A 15,613-nucleotide genomic window follows, 5' to 3' on the forward strand; every position below is an offset into this window, starting at 1 on the left:
CTCGGATATGATTCGTCAGGTGCCACTTGTGGACAACCCTATGCTTTGGACGCTGCTGAGCGGGACTTTCTGGGAGCCGATCATCAGGACGGGCGCCGTGCCGCTGAGGTCGACCGAGTCCACGGTCCCGTTCAGCTGGGTGTCCACGGCGACGTTGGTCCCGGTCGTGTCGGCGGCCGAGACCTTGATCGAATAGGTGCCGTCGGGCGCGGTCAGGCCCGACGAGGTCTTGCCGTTCCAGCTGTAGGTCTGGCTGCCGGCCGTGAGCGACGTGGTCTGCGTCGCCACCACGTTGTTCTTGGAATCAAGGATCGTCACCACCGCCTTGGGGGCCGCCCGGGCGGGCGTCAGCGTCCAGGAGGCCGAGCCGTTGGAGAGCTGCGAGCTGCTGCCGTCGGCCGTGATGCTCTTGCCGATATAGCTCGTGGCCGAGGCCGAGCTCGCCGATTTCGACGCGGTCAGGATGCTGTCGAGGCGGTCGTTGGACTTGAGCTGCTGCTCGACGCCGGCGAACTGGACCAGCTGCTGCGTGAACTGGTTGGTGTCCATCGGGTCGAGCGGGTTCTGGTTCTTGAGCTGCGTGGTCAGCAGCGTCAGGAACTGCGTGAAGTTGCCGGCGATCTCGCTGGCATTGCCGCTGACGCTCGTCGCTGTGGATGATGTGTTGGTAACGCCGGATATGCCGGAGGTCATGCGGCTCGCTCCCGTGGCGCGTCGGGGCGGACAGCCCGGACGGGTGATGGTTCGATGCGGTCGCGCATCGCGCTAGATTCGGATGTCGAGGCCGCCGTAGCCGCGCAGCCAGCGCGTCGGTGCGGTCTCCTGGGGCGCCTCGGCCCGACCCTGCGCCCAGGCGGCCTGGCCGTTCCGGGGCGCGTCGCCCTGGCCGCCGCCGGCGCCGCCCTGGGCGTTGCCGTCGCTGCGCAGCGACAGGTTGAGGCCGCCCCCGGACGGGTCGAGCCCGGCCTGGGACAAAGCCTGCTGCAGCTGGCCCGCGTCGCGCTGGAGCATCGCCAGGGTCTCGGGCCGCTCCACGACCAGATGGGTCGTCACCGTGCCGCGGGCCTTGTCGATCTCGAGCTTGACGTCGATCCGCCCGAGCTCGGCCGGATCGAGCCGGATCTGGAACTCGCTCGACCCGGCGAGCGAGCGCAGCCCGATGGTCATCGGCACCTGGCCGATCGGCACCGCCGGATCCGGCGGGGCCTGCATCGGATTCGGAGCGGGCGCGGCGGCCTGCGTCGCGCCGGGACTGGTCCCGACCGCGGCCTGCGGGGCGAGGGCGGACGGGTCCGGGCCGCCATGAGGCGGGGCCGGGGCGGGCGCCAGCAATCTGGCCGACGCGCCGCCGCCTTGCCCGGCCTCCGCCAGGGCGGCGAGGAAATCCGGGCCGGCCTGCGTGCCCGACGCCGCTTCCGCGCCCGCGGGATCGGCCTCGCCGGCTTTGACCGCCTCGACCGGGCTCGCACCAGGACCCGCGGCCTTCGCCATCGGCGCTGCGCCGGTCTTGGCCCCAATCATGGTGAGGCCGGGTTTCCCGCCTGCCGCTTCCGTCGCGGCAACCGAGGTGTCCGCGAGCGCGGTCCCCGATGCGGCGGTGCCGGTCACGCCAACTTCGCCGTCCTGGCCATCGGCCGCCTTGGTCTGGACGGGAGCGCCCTTGATCAGATCGGCCAGCAGGGCCTGCACCGTGCCGGGCACGGCCGGGGCCGTCGGCTGAGTCGCGGCCTGGGCCGGCACCTCGCTCGGCACCGCCTCGGCCTGCGCGGTCTCCTCGGGCGCGGCCGGATCGGCTGCACCCGCATCGGTCTTGGCCGGATCGGCGGCCGTCGCGTCGGACGCGGCGTCCCGCACCGGCGTGCCGGCGGCGTCGGAGGAGGCCGGCTGCGCCGTCGGATCGGTGTTCCGGCCGGGGCCGGCGGCGGGGGCGGGATCCGACGGTTTCGCCGGACCCTGCGTTTCGGTGCGGGGCATCGGTTTGGCGGGCCGCGCCTCGGCCGGCGGCAGGATCGGAGCCTCGACGCGGGCCTCTGCCGGCCGCGCGGGATTGGTGGGGCGGGCCTCCGGACGGGCGGCGGCGCGCGCCTTGGCGGTGTCGGCCGCATTCCGCGCGCGCTCCGAGGCGGTGCGGGCCGCATCGGCCTGATCGCGCCGGGCGTCCACGCGGGCGCGGCTCGCCGCCGCATCATCCCGGGCCCGCGCCGCGCTCAGCGCCGCGCCGAAGCGGTCCTGCGACGAGTCGCCGGCCCGGGCCGCCACGCCCGCCGCATCCCAGCTCGATCGCGGGGTGGACGATGTGCGGGCGGCCGGAATCCACCCGCTGACATCCAACCGATCCGCTGCGCCGCTCGCCATGGTGAGGCTCCTCTCGCTGCGGATCGAGCAAGGGCCAGGCCATCGACGTGTCCCGGTAAGCGGCTGAACGAAAACGTTTTTTCTTAGGGTGGGTGCAGGCGTGGCGCTTCCCCCGGGGCCGAACCTGCCGCGCGCCAGGCAGGATTTGCCGGGCGCCGAGCGTCTGGATCTCGTTGCAGGGTGCAGCGCAGAGGTGAGTGATACGAAGGCTGATTCCAGCGGAGGCTGATGAGCCGACGCAACCCCGGGTCTGGCCGGGTGCCCGCTCCCGCACGCGCCATGGGTGACACAGGCCGGACGATTCATCGCGCTCCACCGCGGAAAGCTCGGTCTTATTGTGCAGCCTCCGGCTGGACCGGTGCCGCCACGCGCCGTCATCCTGCGGCCGCGCAGCGGAGCCCGGGATCCCGAGGCGCCAAGCTCTTGCACCGCCGGTGGTTCTGGAGTCCGAACTCGCCTGCGGCGACCCGGAATGACGGCGCCGGGGACGTCTCCGGCCCCGCACGGGGCGATGCGTCGCCATCGCAGGCGCCCGGAAAACCCAACCCTGGAAAGCCGGCCGGACTCCCGCTATAGACGGGCCGTGCAGCCGAGACGCCTTTCAGCCGGCGGCGGCGGACCCGTGCGATGAACGCCCTCGACCTTCCCAAGCCAGCCCACGAGACGCGCGTCGTCGTCGCCATGTCGGGCGGCGTCGATTCCTCCGTGGTCGCGGGGCTGCTGAAGCGGCAGGGCTTCGACGTGGTCGGGGTCACGCTCCAGCTCTACGACCACGGCGCCGCGACCCATCGCAAGGGCGCGTGCTGCGCCGGCCAGGACATCAACGATGCGCGCGCGGCCGCCGAGCATCTCGGCATCCCGCATTACGTCCTCGACTACGAGGACCGGTTCCGCGACGCGGTGATCGAGAAATTCGCCGAGAGCTACCTCGCCGGCGAGACGCCGATCCCCTGCGTCGAGTGCAATCGCACGGTGAAGTTCCGCGACCTGCTCGGGCTGGCCCGGGACCTGAACGCCGACGCGCTTGCCACCGGCCACTACGTGGCGAGCCGCGCGCTGCCGGATGGTGGGCGGGCCCTCCACCGCGCGCTCGATCCCGCCCGGGACCAGAGCTACTTCCTCTACGCGACCACGGCCGAGCAGCTCGCGTTCCTGCGCTTTCCGCTGGGCGAGATGTCCAAGACCGAGACAAGGGCGCTCGCCAAGGATCTCGGCCTGTCGCTGGCCGAGAAGCCGGACAGCCAGGATATCTGCTTCGTGCCCCAGGGCCGCTACAGCGACGTGATCGCCCGCCTGCGCCCGGATGCGGCCCGTCCCGGCGAGATCGTCGACCTCGCCGGCCACGTCCTCGGTCGGCACGAGGGCATCGTCCATTACACGGTCGGCCAGCGCCGGGGCCTCGGCCTGTCGGGCTCCGAGCCGCTCTACGTCGTGCGCCTGGAGCCGGACACCGCCCGGGTTGTGGTCGGCCCGCGCACGGCGCTGGCGACGACCCGCATCCGCCTCTCGGACCTGAACTGGCTGGGCGAGGGCCCGGCCGAGTCGGTGCGCGACCTGCAAGTGGCCGTCCGCGTGCGCTCGACCCGGCCGCCACGCCCGGCGACGCTGACCATCGGGCCGGACGGCGCCGCCGAGGTCGTGCTGACCGAGCCCGAGGACGGCGTGTCCCCGGGCCAGGCCTGCGCGATCTACGGCGACGACGGCCCCCGGGCCCGGGTGCTGGGCGGCGGCACCATCCGCCGGGTCGACGCGTTGTCGGCCCGGCCCCGAGAAGCCGCCTGATCTCACTTTCTGGATAGTCTGAACGATGCTGAGCGAGCCGCAGATGGCCGGGCCGAGCACGGCCCTGATGCGCAAGGCCTATGCCCGCTGGGCCCCCGTCTACGACGTGGTCTACGACAAGCTGACCGAGCCCGCGGCCCGGGCCGCGGTCGAGGCCGCGGCCGAGCACGGGCCGCGGATCCTGGAGGCCGGCGTCGGCACCGGGCTGGCGCTCGGCTATTACCCGAAGGCGAGCTTCGTCTGCGGGGTCGACCTCTCCGAGGACATGCTCAAGCGCGCCCGCGCCAAGGTGAAGCGCCGGAACCTGTCCCACGTGAAGGGCCTGCAGGTGATGGATGTCTGCCATCTCGGCTACGCCGATGCGAGCTTCGATGCCGTGGTGGCTCAGTTCCTGATCACCCTGGTGCCCGACCCCGAGGCCGCCATGTCCGAGTTCCTGCGGGTGGTCCGGCCCGGCGGCGGCATCGTGCTCGCCAACCATTTCGGCCAGAGCGACGGGCCGCTGGCCCGGGTCGAGGAGGTCGTCGCCCCGCTCTGCACCAAGATCGGCTGGTCGTCGGACTTCAAGGCCACCCGGATCGAGGCCTGGGCCCGGCGAAACGGCGTCGAGGTGCTGGGGCTGAAGCCGACCTTCCCGGGCGGCTTCTTCAAGATCCTGCGGATGCGCAAGCCCGGGTGAGCGACGCCGGGCTCGCGTCCGCCCCGGAGGGGCGCTGGAAGCGGTTGCGGCGCTGGCTGCCGCTGGGGCTGCTGCTGTGCATCTCGGCGATCGTGCTGGTCTCCGGGGTGGCGCAGCTCCTGAGCCTCGACCGGCTGCTTGCCTCGCGGGCCTGGCTGCACGGTTTCGTCGAGGCCGGATACGCCCGCGCCCTGGTGGCCGCCTACCTGGTCTACGTCGCCGCCGTCGTGGTCTCGGTGCCGGCCACGCTGATCCTGACCATGATCTGCGGCTTCCTGTTCGGGATCGTGCCGGGGGCGCTCACGGCGGTCTGCGCCGCCACCACGGGGGCGGCGATCGTCTTTGCCATCGGCAAAGGGCCCGGGGCCGACCTGCTGCGCCGGATGGGCGGGACGCGGCTCGCCGCCTTCACGGACGGGTTCCGGCGCGACGCCTTCGGCTACATCGCGGTGATGCGGCTGCTGCCGCTGTTCCCGTTCTGGATGACCAACCTCGCGCCGGCCGCCTGCGGGGTGAAGATGCGGGTCTTCGTGCTCGCGACCTTCCTGGGCCTGCTGCCGGGCGCCCTGGTCTACGCCACCACAGGGGCGGGGATCGACGACGTGGTCGCCGCCCACGAGGCCGCCCGGGCCGCCTGCCTGGCCTCCGGCGCCCCCGGCTGCGACGAGGCCCTGACCCTGCGGGCGCTGATCACGCCCAAGATGGTGGCGGGCCTGGGAATGCTGGCGGTCTTCGCCCTGGGTAGCATGGTGCTGAGCCGACGGTTCCGAAGGGGTTGAGGGGCGAGTGAGCGGCCCACCAGGACGGGGCGCCGCTCGGGGTGCCCGTCCGCTTGCCCGTCAACTCGGCCGTGGACGTTCTTCGAGGTGTTCCAAGGTACATGCAACCTCAGCGTCATCGTGCTCGTATAGTGCGCGCGGGAATGCGCCTGTGTTCCCGCCTTCGAAGTGATGGCGTCCCGAACATGTCCCGCGCGAAGGCCGGAAACGGCTCGAGCTTTCACGATCCCTACGTCGCCCGCCCGCCGCAATGTCCGGTCGGAGCGTGATGAGCGTGGCCGTCGAATCCGACACGGTCGCGGCTGCGGCGACCCCGGCTTCCGCCGCGTCGCGCGAGGTGCCCGAGCGGCCCCCGGCGCGCCTGGGCCTGTCCGGCCGGCTGTTCCTGGTCACCGTCGCCTTCGTGGTGGTGGCGGAAGTGCTGACCTACGTGCCGGCGGTCGCCAACTATCGGATCGAGTGGATGTCGGACCGGGTCGCGGCCGCGCAGGTCGCCGCCCTCGTCCTCGACGGCCGCACCGGCGAGCCAGTCTCGGAGGCGGTGGAGAGCCGGCTGCTCGCCGGGGTCAACGCCCGGGCGATCGCGGTGCGGGGCGGCGGCGCCCAGCGGCTGCTCGCCATCGAGCCGGTGCCCGAGACGGTCGCCGACACCGTCGATCTGCGCGACGTCACCGCCTGGTCGACCATCCGGGGCGCCTGGCGGACCCTGGTCGCGCCCGTGCGCGAGCCGATCCGGGTGATCGGGGAGGGGGGCATCGGCTTCGACCGGGTCGAGGTCCTGCTCGACGAGGCGCCCCTGCGCGCCGCGATGATCGACTACGCCCTGCGGCTGCTGGTCTCCTCGCTGATCATCGCGGCCTCCGCGGCCGGGCTGGTCTTCGTGGTCCTGCAGGTGCTGATCGTGCGCCCGGTGCGGCGGCTGGCCACCAGCATCACCGCCTTCGCGGAGAACCCGGAGGATGCCGGCCGGATCATCGCGCCGTCCCGCCGCCGCGACGAGATCGGCCAGGCGGAACTGGCGCTCGGGCGGATGCAGCGGATCCTGGCCGATCAGCTCCGCCAGAAGCGGCGCCTCGCCGAGCTGGGGCTCGCGGTCAGCAAGGTCAGCCACGAGCTGCGCAACCTCCTGACCGGCGCGCAACTCCTGGGCGATCGGCTGGAGGATACCGCCGACCCGATGGTCCAGCGGGTGGCGCCGCGGCTGGTCGCGGCCATCGCCCGGGCGATCCGGTTCTGCGAAGCGAGCCTGTCCTACGGGCGCGTGTCCGAACGCGCGCCGAAGTTAAGCTGCACGCCGCTGGCGCCGCTCTTCGCCGAATTGCCGGATCTCGCCGCGCTCGCGTCGCATCCCGTTCGCGTGACCGTGGCGGCCGGCGAATGCCGCGTGCAGGCCGATCCGGAGCAGCTCGCCCGGGCGCTCGCCAACCTGGTCCGCAACGCGGTCCAGGCGCTCGACGGCGCCGGAATGCCCGACGCCGAGGTCCGGGTCGCCGCCACCCGCGAGGAGCCGGGCCGGGTGACCATCCTGGTGACCGATAACGGCCCGGGCCTGCCGGCGCGGGCCCGGGAGAACCTGTTCTCGCCGTTCCAGGGCTCGGTGCGCTCGGGCGGCACCGGGCTTGGCCTGCCGATCGCCGCCGAGCTGATCGGCATCAACGGCGGCAGCCTGACCCTCGATCCGGGCGAGGGCGGGGCCCGGTTCCGGATCGTGCTGGCGGAAGCGTGAGACGCTATTCCGCCGCGGCGAGGATCGGCTCGGCGACCCGGATGCCGAGATCCTGCAGCAGGGCCGCGTCGGAATCCGCCTCGTTGTTGGCGGTGGTGAGCAGGCGCTCGCCGTAGAAGATCGAGTTGGCCCCGGCGAGGAAGCACAGGGCCTGCGCCTCCCGGCTCAGGGCCTTGCGCCCGGCGCTCAGACGGACCCGGGCCTTGGGCATGACGATGCGGGCGGTGGCGCACATCCGCACCATGTCGAACGGATCGACCGGCGTGGCGGTGTCGCCGAGCGGCGTGCCGGGGACGGCGGCCAGGGCGTTGATCGGCACGCTCTCCGGGTGCGGCGCGTGGTTGGCCAGCACCTGCAGCATCGCGACCCGGTCGCCGACGCCCTCGCCGAGGCCGATGATGCCGCCGCAGCAGACGCCGATGCCGGCCTCGCGGACCCGCTCCAGGGTATTCAGGCGATCCGCGTAGGTGCGGGTCGAGACGATCTTGTCGTAATAGTCCGGCCCGGTATCGAGGTTGTGGTTGTAGGCGGTGAGCCCCGCCTCGGCCAGGCGCTCGGCCTGGCTGGCGGTCAGCATGCCCAGCGTGACGCAGGCCTCCATCCCGAGGCCGCGCACGCCCCGCACCATGTCCAGCACGGAGTCGAATTCCGCGCCGTCCCGCGGGCTGCGCCAGGCCGCGCCCATGCAGAAGCGGGTCGCGCCGTTGGCCTTGGCGGCGGCGGCTTCGGCCAGCACCGTCTCCACCGGCATCAGGCGCTGGCGCGGCAGGCCGGTGCCCTTGTGGTGGGCCGATTGCGAGCAGTAGCCGCAATCCTCCGGGCAGGCGCCCGTCTTGATCGAGAGCAGGCTCGCGCGCTGGACGTCGCTGGGGTCGTTGTGGGCCCGATGCACGCCTGCGGCCCGATACACCAGATCAAGCAACGGCAAATCGTGGATCGCGCGGATCTCGGCCACGCTCCAGTCGTGGCGGAAATCGGAGGCGTGCGGGTCGGCGGCTTGGCTCATGATGTCTTCTTGAGTGGGATCGGTGGCCAAAATCAAGCGCCCTGCGGGCCGCCGCCATCCGGTGCGGAGGCGGCGGCGCCCGCGTCAGTGCGTCGGCTCGCCGGCCGAGACCTTGGCGGTCCAGTCGTCGAAGGCGATGACCTTCTGGCGCTGCTCGCCCAGGCGCTCGATGCGCAGGACCATCTCGTCGCCGGCCTTGAGGTAGCGCGGCGGCTTCATGCCCAGGCCGACACCGGGCGGGGTCCCGGTGGTGATCACGTCCCCGGGCTCCAGCAGCATGAAATGCGACGCGTAGGCCACGAGCTGGGGCACGTCGAAGATCATGGTCGCGGTCGAGCCGGTCTGGCGACGCTCGCCGTTCACGTCGAGGCTCATGGCGAGGTTCTTGAGGTCGGGGATTTCGTCCAGCGTCACCAGCCAGGGGCCCAGCGGCCCGAAGGTCGGCGCGCTCTTGCCCTTGGTCCAGGTCGGGCCGCGCTCCAGCTGCCACTCGCGCTCGGAGACGTCGTTGCAGATGCAGGCGCCCGCCACGTAGTTCAGCGCCTCGTTGGCGTGGACGTAGCTCGCCCGGCGGCCGATCACCACGGCGAGCTCCACCTCCCAGTCGGTCTTGGCCGAGCCCTTGGGGATGATCACCGTGTCGTTCGGCCCGCACAGGCTGGACGGCGCCTTGTTGAAGATGATCGGCTCGGCCGGGATCGGCGAGTTGGTCTCGGCGGCGTGGTCGGCGAAGTTGAGGCCGATCGCGATGACGTTGCGGGTGCCGCCGACGCAGGGGCCGAGCCGCACGTCGTCCGGAAGCTTCGGCAGCTTCTCGGTATCGAGGGCCCGCAGCCGGGCGAGCGATTCGGGCGCCAGCGCCGGGCCGGCAATGTCGCGCACGATGCTCGACAGATCGCGCAGGCCCCCCTGCGCATCCACGAGGCCGGGCTTCTCGTCGCCGCTCGGGCCGTGCCGGAAGAGCTTCATCGCCGCGACTCCTCATCCTTCCCTGGAACCGGTCTACGCCGGGCGCCGGGACCATGGCCGGGCAGGACCGCCGGTGCAAGCGCCGCCGGATCCGGAGATGCCCGCACGGGGTGTCACAACTTGGTCACATCGTGGCAAAAAAGTGCAGGTTCCAACGGCGATAGATTTATTGTTCATTGCCCCGGTGAATCCGCGAACAACTGTCGGGCCGGTGAGAAGTCAGAATTCGATATGACGGCGCGCAATAAATCGCCCTGCAGATTTTCGCTTCATCAATGGCCTTGGCGCCGGCCCGAATAGAAATCGTCATTGCGATCGACCCGGGGAAACCGGCACCATGTCGGAAAGGGCGCCGGACCGGGACACAAGGTCGAATCAGGACGCCCCAGCAAACCAACCGGTTCGGGGGGACAGATGAGCGGGACAATGCGCGCGGCGGTGCTCGCGGCTGCTGTGGCGGCGCTCGGCGCCGGGGAGGCCCGGGCCGGAGCGTTCGGCATCCGGGAGCAGAGCACCCAGGCCCAGGGCCTGTCCTTCGCGGGCGCGGCCGCCGGTTCCGGCGGCGTCTCGTCGATGTTCTGGAACCCCGCCACCATCACGATGAACCCGGGCTTCGTCGCGGAGCAGAACCTCACCTATATCGGTCTCTCCTCCGAGATCCGGACCGCGCCCGGGACCAATCCCGGCTTCGCGGGTCTGGGCGGCTCCGGCGATATCGGGCAGGGCGCCGTGGTGCCCGCGGGCGCGACCTCCTACCAGCTCAACGACCGCCTGTGGCTCGGCCTCTCCACGGGCGCGCCCTTCGGCCTGGTCACCAAGCCGAACCAGGTCTGGGCCGGCGAGGTCTACGGCCGCTCGTCCCGGATCTTCACGCTGGCGTTCAATCCGGTGATCGGCTTCAAGGTCAACGAGTGGCTGTCGCTGGCCGCCGGCCCGAACATCGAGTATTTCCGGCTGACCCTGCGGCAGGCGCTGCCGATCCCCGGCATCGCGCCGACCCTGTATCCGAGCTCGTTCCTGAAGGGCGAATCCTGGGGCGTCGGCTTCACGGCGGGCGCCACCCTGACGCCCCGCGACGGGACCGTGATCGGCATCGGCTACCGCTCGTCGGTGCATCACGACATCGACGGCTCCATCGGCGTGCCGCTGGTGGCGCTGGCGCCGCTCGCCGGCCAGGTCCGCGCCAAGCTCAACACGCCGGACAAGCTCAGCGTCGGCCTCGTCCAGGCGATCTCACCGGTCGCCCGGCTCAATCTCGGCTTCGAATGGGATCAGTGGTCCAGGCTCGGCACGATCGGGATCGTGTCGAACCGCCTCGGCCTGCCGGTCAGCAACCTGCCGCTGAACTACAAGGACGGCTACACCTACTCGATCGGTGCCGAATACGACGCGGCGCCCAACCTGACCCTGCGCACCGGCTTCGCCTACGAATCCTCGCCGATCGACTTCCGCAACCGCTCGGTGCGGCTGCCCGACGGCGACCGCTACATCGCCTCCGTGGGCGCGAGCTACCGCTGGAACGAGCGCCTGACCCTGAACCTGGCCTATTCGCACTTCTTCCTCAACCGCTCGCGCATCCTCGCGGGGGTCGGGCGCGACTACAACGTCAGCAACATCGCCTTCGCGGGCGTGGTCGATTCCAGCGCCGACATCGTCTCGGTGGGCTTCCGCTACATGTTCGGCGCCCCGCCCGCGGCCGCACCGGCGCCGCTGATCCGGAAGTACTGAGCGGGTCGTTCGGCCGCCCATATCGTCGCGGGCGGAGAGCGAAGGGCGCCAAGCCCGCGCGGCTGCGGTGATCACACATCGCTGCCGGACAAGAACCAAGGCCAACCCCAGACGCGCCTCCCTCCCCCCTCTGCGGGGGAGGGTGGGCCGGCCGTCAGGCCGGGTCGGGAGAGGGGAACCCCGGTTCAGCAGGGGACGCGACCGGCATGACGGGCCGAGCCCTGTTCTGCCGCGTCGCTCCCCTCTCCCGACCCCCTTCGGGGGCCACCCTCCCCCGCAGAGGGGGGAGGGAAGGCGCGTGTCGGCCTCGGAGAGACGTCCCTCGCGCCTGCCCGGCGGGTTCCCCTCAGGCGCGCATCCGCACGTAGGTGCCGGGGGCCGGGCCCAGCGACGGCAGCGCGTCGCCACCCGGTTGGCGCGCCGGGACCCGCTCGGGGGCCTGGGCCTCGATCCACTGGAACCAGTAGGGCCACCACGAGCCCTTGGTCTCGACCGCCGCCGCGATCCAGTCCTTCAGCGCGCCCTTGACCGGGCCGCCGGTCCAGTAGCCGTATTTCGGCTTGGACGGCGGGTTGATCACCCCGGCGATGTGGCCGGAGCCGGCCAGGACGTAATCGACCTTGCCGCCGAAGGTCTTCGAACCCTCGAAGACCGAGATCGCCGGGGCGATGTGGTCCTCTCGGGTGGCCAGGTTGAAGACCGGCACCTGGACCTTCTTCAGGTCCAGCCGGACGTTGCCGATCACCATCCGGCCCTTGGCCAGCGCGTTCTCGAGATAGCAGTTGCGCAGGTAGAAGGCGTGGTTCGCCGCCGGCATCCGGGTGGCGTCCGAGTTCCAGTACAGCAGGTCGAACGGGGTCGGCGCCTTGCCCTTGATGTAGTTGTTCACGAAGTACGGCCAGATCAGGTCGTTCGGCCGCAGCATGTTGAAGGCGTTGGCCATACGGGTGCCCTCCAGGTAGCCCCGCTCGGCCATGCGGGCCTCGATCTGGCGGATCTGATCCTCGTCGGCGAACACCTTGAGGTCACCCGCATGGGTGAAGTCGACCTGGGTGGTCAGCAGGGTCGCGCTCTTGATCCGCCGGTTGCCCGTGGCGGCCTGCATGGCGAGCGTCACGGAGAGCAGGGTGCCGCCCACGCAGTAGCCGGCCGCATGCACCTCGCTCTCGCCCGTGGCGACGCCGATCGCGTCGATCGCCGCCTCGATGCCCTCGCGCATGTAGGACTCGAAGTCCTTGTCGGCGTGGCGCGCATCCGGGTTCACCCAGGAGATGCAGAACACCGTCAGCCCCTGATCGACCATCCATTTCAGGAAGCTCTTCTGGGGGTTGAGGTCGAGGATGTAGTATTTGTTGATCCAAGGCGGCACCATCAGGAACGGGCGCTTGAGCACGGTCTCGGTGGTTGGCGCGTACTGGATCAGCTCGATCAGGTCGTTGCGGAACACCACCTCGCCGGGGGTCACCGCGATGTTGCGGCCGACCTCGAACCCGCTCGGATCGGTCTGGCGGACGCGCAGCTGCCCGCCGCCGGCCGCCAGATCCTCCTCGTACATCTTGAGGCCGCGCACGAGGTTGGCGCCGCTCTCCTGCAGGGTGTGGCGGATCAGCTCCGGGTTTGTCGGCAGGAAGTTCGACGGCGACAGCATGCTGGTGAGCTGGCGCAGGTAGAACTGCGCCTTGTGGCGGGTGTGCTCGTCGATGCCCTGGGCCTCGTCGACCAGGCTCTCGGCCCAGCGGGTCGCGATCAGGTAGCCCTGCTTGATGAAGTCGAAATACGGGTTGCTCGACCACTCCGCGTCGCTGAACCGGCCGTCCCGGGGCTCGGGCACCGCCACCGGATCGGCCTTCTGGCCCTGGAGGCGCAGGTAGGTCGTGCCCCAGAGCGTCAGGAACGCCTGGGACAGCTTGGCCTGGGCCTCGGCGCTGCGGTTCGGGTCCGAGAGCCACGCCTCGGCAACCTGACCGAGCGTCTTGATCGCCTCGTTGATCTCCCCGGTCGGGCCGTTGGCCTGGGCTTCGGGCGTGAGCATGCGGGCGGCACTGCGCCCGAGCGCCTCCACGAATTGTCCCGCGTTGCGCGACAGGGCCTCGATATCCGGCATCGGCGGCGTGGGGATGCCCTCCGGCAGGACGCCGTTGGTCAGGGAAGTCCGTGCGGCAGCCTGGTCCGGCGCCTGCGTCCGCGGGCTCGTCACGCGTGCCTCCCTGTGTGGTGTTTCGGCTCGACTGAGCATGAGCCTCGTTTCCGACAAATTAGGGAGCGAGCGAGTGGTTGCACCAGCCCGGCCGCGCATGTCGCCGAAACATCCGCGCGTTCTTCTCATACCTTTGTGCCCATGCGCCGCGCCTTCCTGAACCCCGCCCCATCGACCGCCCGGCTGCCCGGCGCGCCGGCACCGGCCCGGCTGCTCGTCCTCGCGCTGCTGGCGCCGCCGCTCGCCGCCTGCTCGGGGGATGCGGTGCGCACGCTCGCCACCGATGCCGGTTACGGGCCCCGGGTCGTGGCCGCGCCGGATTTCGTGACCGAGTCGCGCAGCAAGGAGCCGCCGGCCTTCATGCCGGTGGGCGTCGATGCGCCCAAGCGCCCCGTCCGGGCCAAGTCGGCCGAGGGGCAGAAGGCGCTGGAGGCCGAGCTCGAAGGCGCCCGCGGCCGCAACCAGAGCCGCGGCCGCGCCGCCGAGAGCGCCGGGCGCGGGGCGGCGGCCACGATCAAGCCGGCCCCCGCCGCGGCGCAATAACACGGCCGATCCGGCTCGGATTTTTGTGAGTCGGCGGCGGCGCGCATCTCTGATAGAGCGATTCGTTCGCGCGCCCGCCATAAACGAGAGACGCCAGATTCGGGACGCGCCGATGGACACGCCGATGACCGATTTCCACCGCATCAAGCGCCTGCCGCCCTACGTGTTCGAGCAGGTCAACCGGATCAAGGCAACCGCCCGAGCTCAGGGCGCCGACATCATCGATCTCGGCATGGGCAACCCGGACCTCGACGCCCCCAAGCACGTCATCGCCAAGCTGTGCGAGACGGCGGGCCGTCCGCGGACCGACCGCTATTCCGCCTCCAAGGGCATCGCCGGCCTGCGCCGCGCCCAGGCCGGCTATTATCAGCGCCGCTTCGGCGTGAGCCTCAACCCCGACACCCAGGTCGTGGCGACTTTGGGCTCGAAGGAGGGCTTCGCCAACATGGCCCAGGCGATCACCGCCCCGGGCGACGTCGTGCTGGTGCCGAACCCGAGCTACCCGATCCACGCCTTCGGCTTCCTGATGGCCGGCGGCGTGATCCGCTCCGTCCCGGCCGAGCCGACCCCGGCGATGTTCCCGGCCCTCGAGCGGGCCATGCGCCACTCGATCCCGAAGCCGGTCGCCCTGGTGGTCTGCTACCCGTCGAACCCGACCGCCTACGTGGCCGATCTCGATTTCTATCGGGACCTCGTGGCCTTCGCCAAGCAGCACGAGCTGATCCTGCTCTCGGACCTCGCCTACGCGGAGGTCTATTTCGACGGCAAGCCGCCGCCCTCCGTCCTGCAGGTCCCGGGCGCGATCGACTGCACGGTAGAGTTCACCTCCCTGTCGAAGACCTATTCCATGGCCGGCTGGCGCATGGGCTTCGCGGTGGGCAACGAGCGGCTGCTGGCGGCGCTCTCCCGGGTGAAGTCGTATCTCGATTACGGCGCCTTCACGCCGATCCAAGTCGCCGCCACCGCGGCCCTCAACGGCCCGGACGACTGCATCGACGAGATGCGGGCGACCTACCGCAAGCGCCGCGACGCGCTGGTGGAATCCTTCGGCAAGGCCGGCTGGACCATCCCGGCGCCGGCGGCCTCGATGTTCGCCTGGGTGCCGATCCCCGAGCGCTATCGGGAGATGGGCAGTCTCGAATTCTCGAAGCTGCTGCTCGAGAAGTCCGACGTCGCCGTGGCGCCGGGCATCGGCTTCGGCGAGTTCGGCGACGAGTATGTCCGCATCGCCCTGGTCGAGAACGAGCAGCGGATCCGGCAGGCCGCCCGCAACATCCGCCGGTTCTTCGACGGCGGCGACAAGACCCTGCACAACGTCGTGCCGATGGCCCGGGCCGTCTGAGATCGGGGACGGCTTCAAGGCCTTGATTTCACAAGCTCGCTCGCAGCCGAACCGATGTCCGCTTCGGCTGCGAGCGCCTCCAGCCCGATTGTTGCCGCCGTGCGACAGGCCCCGTCAAAGGGCCGCCCATCCCCCGCCGGCGCTTGTCAGAGCGGATCGCGATGCGCAGGGTCCGGCGCGGGGGTCCTCCCGCGTCCCGAGAGTTGCATGCGCCGCCTGAACCTCATCGCCGCCCTGCTGCTCGCCGCCGCGGCCTCGGCCTGTGCGCCGAACCCGATCATCGCCCGGGATCCGGTGCCGGCCCCGGGCCCGACCGATGTCTACGCCTGCGATTCCAAGCCGTTGCCGGTCAACGCCTTCATGTCGGATTGCCGGCCGGTGCCGGCGAGCCCGCAGGTCGTCCTGCGCGCCCGCGGCTGAGCCGGCGCTCCAGGTTCCGGTAACCGGACGGCCCGCAAGCGCCGGACAGGCCGTCCGCGATAAGCTAGAGTGTAGGCCTGACGCCGG

Annotated in this window: 13 protein-coding genes; 8 read left to right on the forward strand and 5 right to left on the reverse strand. The window is 71.1% G+C overall.

Annotated elements, in window-relative coordinates:
* Positions 1-15 precede the first annotated feature (15 nt).
* A complete protein-coding gene (locus tag BMZ47_RS03675; RefSeq protein ID WP_091858726.1) occupies positions 16-693 on the reverse strand; it encodes a flagellar hook assembly protein FlgD in 678 nt (225 codons plus the stop codon).
* Between the two features lie 72 nt (positions 694-765).
* A complete protein-coding gene (locus BMZ47_RS03680) occupies positions 766-2,259 on the reverse strand; it encodes a flagellar hook-length control protein FliK (protein ID WP_280142709.1) in 1,494 nt (497 codons plus the stop codon).
* Between the two features lie 723 nt (positions 2,260-2,982).
* On the opposite strand from BMZ47_RS03680, the gene mnmA reads away from it, so the two are divergent.
* From mnmA to BMZ47_RS03700, 4 genes are all read left to right on the forward strand, one after another.
* On the forward strand, positions 2,983-4,137 hold the full coding sequence (mnmA, locus tag BMZ47_RS03685) for a tRNA 2-thiouridine(34) synthase MnmA (protein ID WP_091858733.1): 1,155 nt from the start codon (positions 2,983-2,985) through the stop codon (positions 4,135-4,137).
* 25 nt (positions 4,138-4,162) lie between these two features.
* Entirely contained in the window at positions 4,163-4,816 is a 654-nt protein-coding gene (locus BMZ47_RS03690) for a class I SAM-dependent methyltransferase (RefSeq protein ID WP_007569084.1), read from the forward strand.
* Positions 4,813-5,595: a TVP38/TMEM64 family protein gene (locus tag BMZ47_RS03695; protein ID WP_091858737.1), complete on the forward strand. Its 783-nt coding sequence runs from the start codon at positions 4,813-4,815 to the stop codon at positions 5,593-5,595. Before BMZ47_RS03690 ends, BMZ47_RS03695 begins: the two co-directional genes overlap by 4 nt.
* Positions 5,596-5,845: 250 nt before the next feature.
* Positions 5,846-7,321 (forward strand): sensor histidine kinase, encoded by a 1,476-nt coding sequence (locus BMZ47_RS03700; RefSeq protein ID WP_039904542.1) that lies wholly within the window; start codon positions 5,846-5,848, stop codon positions 7,319-7,321.
* A 4-nt stretch (positions 7,322-7,325) separates the two neighbouring features.
* On the opposite strand, the gene bioB is transcribed toward BMZ47_RS03700, so the two are convergent.
* Both bioB and BMZ47_RS03710 read right to left on the reverse strand, forming a co-directional pair.
* Complete coding sequence (bioB, locus tag BMZ47_RS03705; protein WP_091858740.1) at positions 7,326-8,327, reverse strand: biotin synthase BioB; 1,002 nt, start codon at positions 8,325-8,327, stop codon at positions 7,326-7,328.
* Between the two features lie 84 nt (positions 8,328-8,411).
* A complete protein-coding gene (locus BMZ47_RS03710; protein ID WP_091858742.1) occupies positions 8,412-9,296 on the reverse strand; it encodes a fumarylacetoacetate hydrolase family protein in 885 nt (294 codons plus the stop codon).
* A 426-nt stretch (positions 9,297-9,722) separates the two neighbouring features.
* Between BMZ47_RS03710 and BMZ47_RS03715 the strand changes: the two genes are divergently transcribed.
* Positions 9,723-11,024: an OmpP1/FadL family transporter gene (locus BMZ47_RS03715; protein ID WP_091858745.1), complete on the forward strand. Its 1,302-nt coding sequence runs from the start codon at positions 9,723-9,725 to the stop codon at positions 11,022-11,024.
* Between the two features lie 346 nt (positions 11,025-11,370).
* Here BMZ47_RS03715 and phaC read toward each other — a convergent pair whose 3' ends face one another.
* Positions 11,371-13,128 carry a class I poly(R)-hydroxyalkanoic acid synthase gene (phaC, locus tag BMZ47_RS03720; RefSeq protein WP_091859000.1) on the reverse strand — a complete coding sequence of 586 codons (1,758 nt, stop codon included), beginning with the start codon at positions 13,126-13,128 and terminating at the stop codon, positions 11,371-11,373.
* Positions 13,129-13,362: 234 nt separating this feature from the next.
* Between phaC and BMZ47_RS03725 the strand changes: the two genes are divergently transcribed.
* The 3 genes from BMZ47_RS03725 to BMZ47_RS03735 all read left to right on the forward strand — a co-directional run bounded on the left by BMZ47_RS03725 (position 13,363) and on the right by BMZ47_RS03735 (position 15,526).
* Positions 13,363-13,764 (forward strand): hypothetical protein, encoded by a 402-nt coding sequence (locus BMZ47_RS03725; RefSeq protein WP_091858748.1) that lies wholly within the window; start codon positions 13,363-13,365, stop codon positions 13,762-13,764.
* Positions 13,765-13,888: 124 nt separating this feature from the next.
* Positions 13,889-15,106 carry an LL-diaminopimelate aminotransferase gene (locus tag BMZ47_RS03730; RefSeq protein WP_039903877.1) on the forward strand — a complete coding sequence of 406 codons (1,218 nt, stop codon included), beginning with the start codon at positions 13,889-13,891 and terminating at the stop codon, positions 15,104-15,106.
* 207 nt (positions 15,107-15,313) lie between these two features.
* Positions 15,314-15,526: a hypothetical protein gene (locus BMZ47_RS03735; protein WP_007567016.1), complete on the forward strand. Its 213-nt coding sequence runs from the start codon at positions 15,314-15,316 to the stop codon at positions 15,524-15,526.
* Positions 15,527-15,613: the final 87 nt, after the last annotated feature.

The sequence above is a fragment of the Methylobacterium brachiatum genome (assembly GCF_900113845.1).
Taxonomy (GTDB): Bacteria; Pseudomonadota; Alphaproteobacteria; order Rhizobiales; family Beijerinckiaceae; genus Methylobacterium; species Methylobacterium brachiatum.

Coding starts and splice junctions, on each gene's coding strand:
- BMZ47_RS03675 (WP_091858726.1), bottom strand. CDS start 693: ATGACCTCCGGCATATCCGGCGTTACCAACACATCATCCACAGCGACG.
- mnmA (WP_091858733.1), top strand. CDS start 2,983: ATGAACGCCCTCGACCTTCCCAAGCCAGCCCACGAGACGCGCGTCGTC.
- BMZ47_RS03690 (WP_007569084.1), top strand. CDS start 4,163: ATGCTGAGCGAGCCGCAGATGGCCGGGCCGAGCACGGCCCTGATGCGC.
- BMZ47_RS03700 (WP_039904542.1), top strand. CDS start 5,846: ATGTCCGGTCGGAGCGTGATGAGCGTGGCCGTCGAATCCGACACGGTC.
- bioB (WP_091858740.1), bottom strand. CDS start 8,327: ATGAGCCAAGCCGCCGACCCGCACGCCTCCGATTTCCGCCACGACTGG.
- BMZ47_RS03710 (WP_091858742.1), bottom strand. CDS start 9,296: ATGAAGCTCTTCCGGCACGGCCCGAGCGGCGACGAGAAGCCCGGCCTC.
- BMZ47_RS03715 (WP_091858745.1), top strand. CDS start 9,723: ATGCGCGCGGCGGTGCTCGCGGCTGCTGTGGCGGCGCTCGGCGCCGGG.
- phaC (WP_091859000.1), bottom strand. CDS start 13,128: ATGCCGGATATCGAGGCCCTGTCGCGCAACGCGGGACAATTCGTGGAG.
- BMZ47_RS03725 (WP_091858748.1), top strand. CDS start 13,363: ATGCGCCGCGCCTTCCTGAACCCCGCCCCATCGACCGCCCGGCTGCCC.
- BMZ47_RS03730 (WP_039903877.1), top strand. CDS start 13,889: ATGACCGATTTCCACCGCATCAAGCGCCTGCCGCCCTACGTGTTCGAG.
- BMZ47_RS03735 (WP_007567016.1), top strand. CDS start 15,314: ATGCGCCGCCTGAACCTCATCGCCGCCCTGCTGCTCGCCGCCGCGGCC.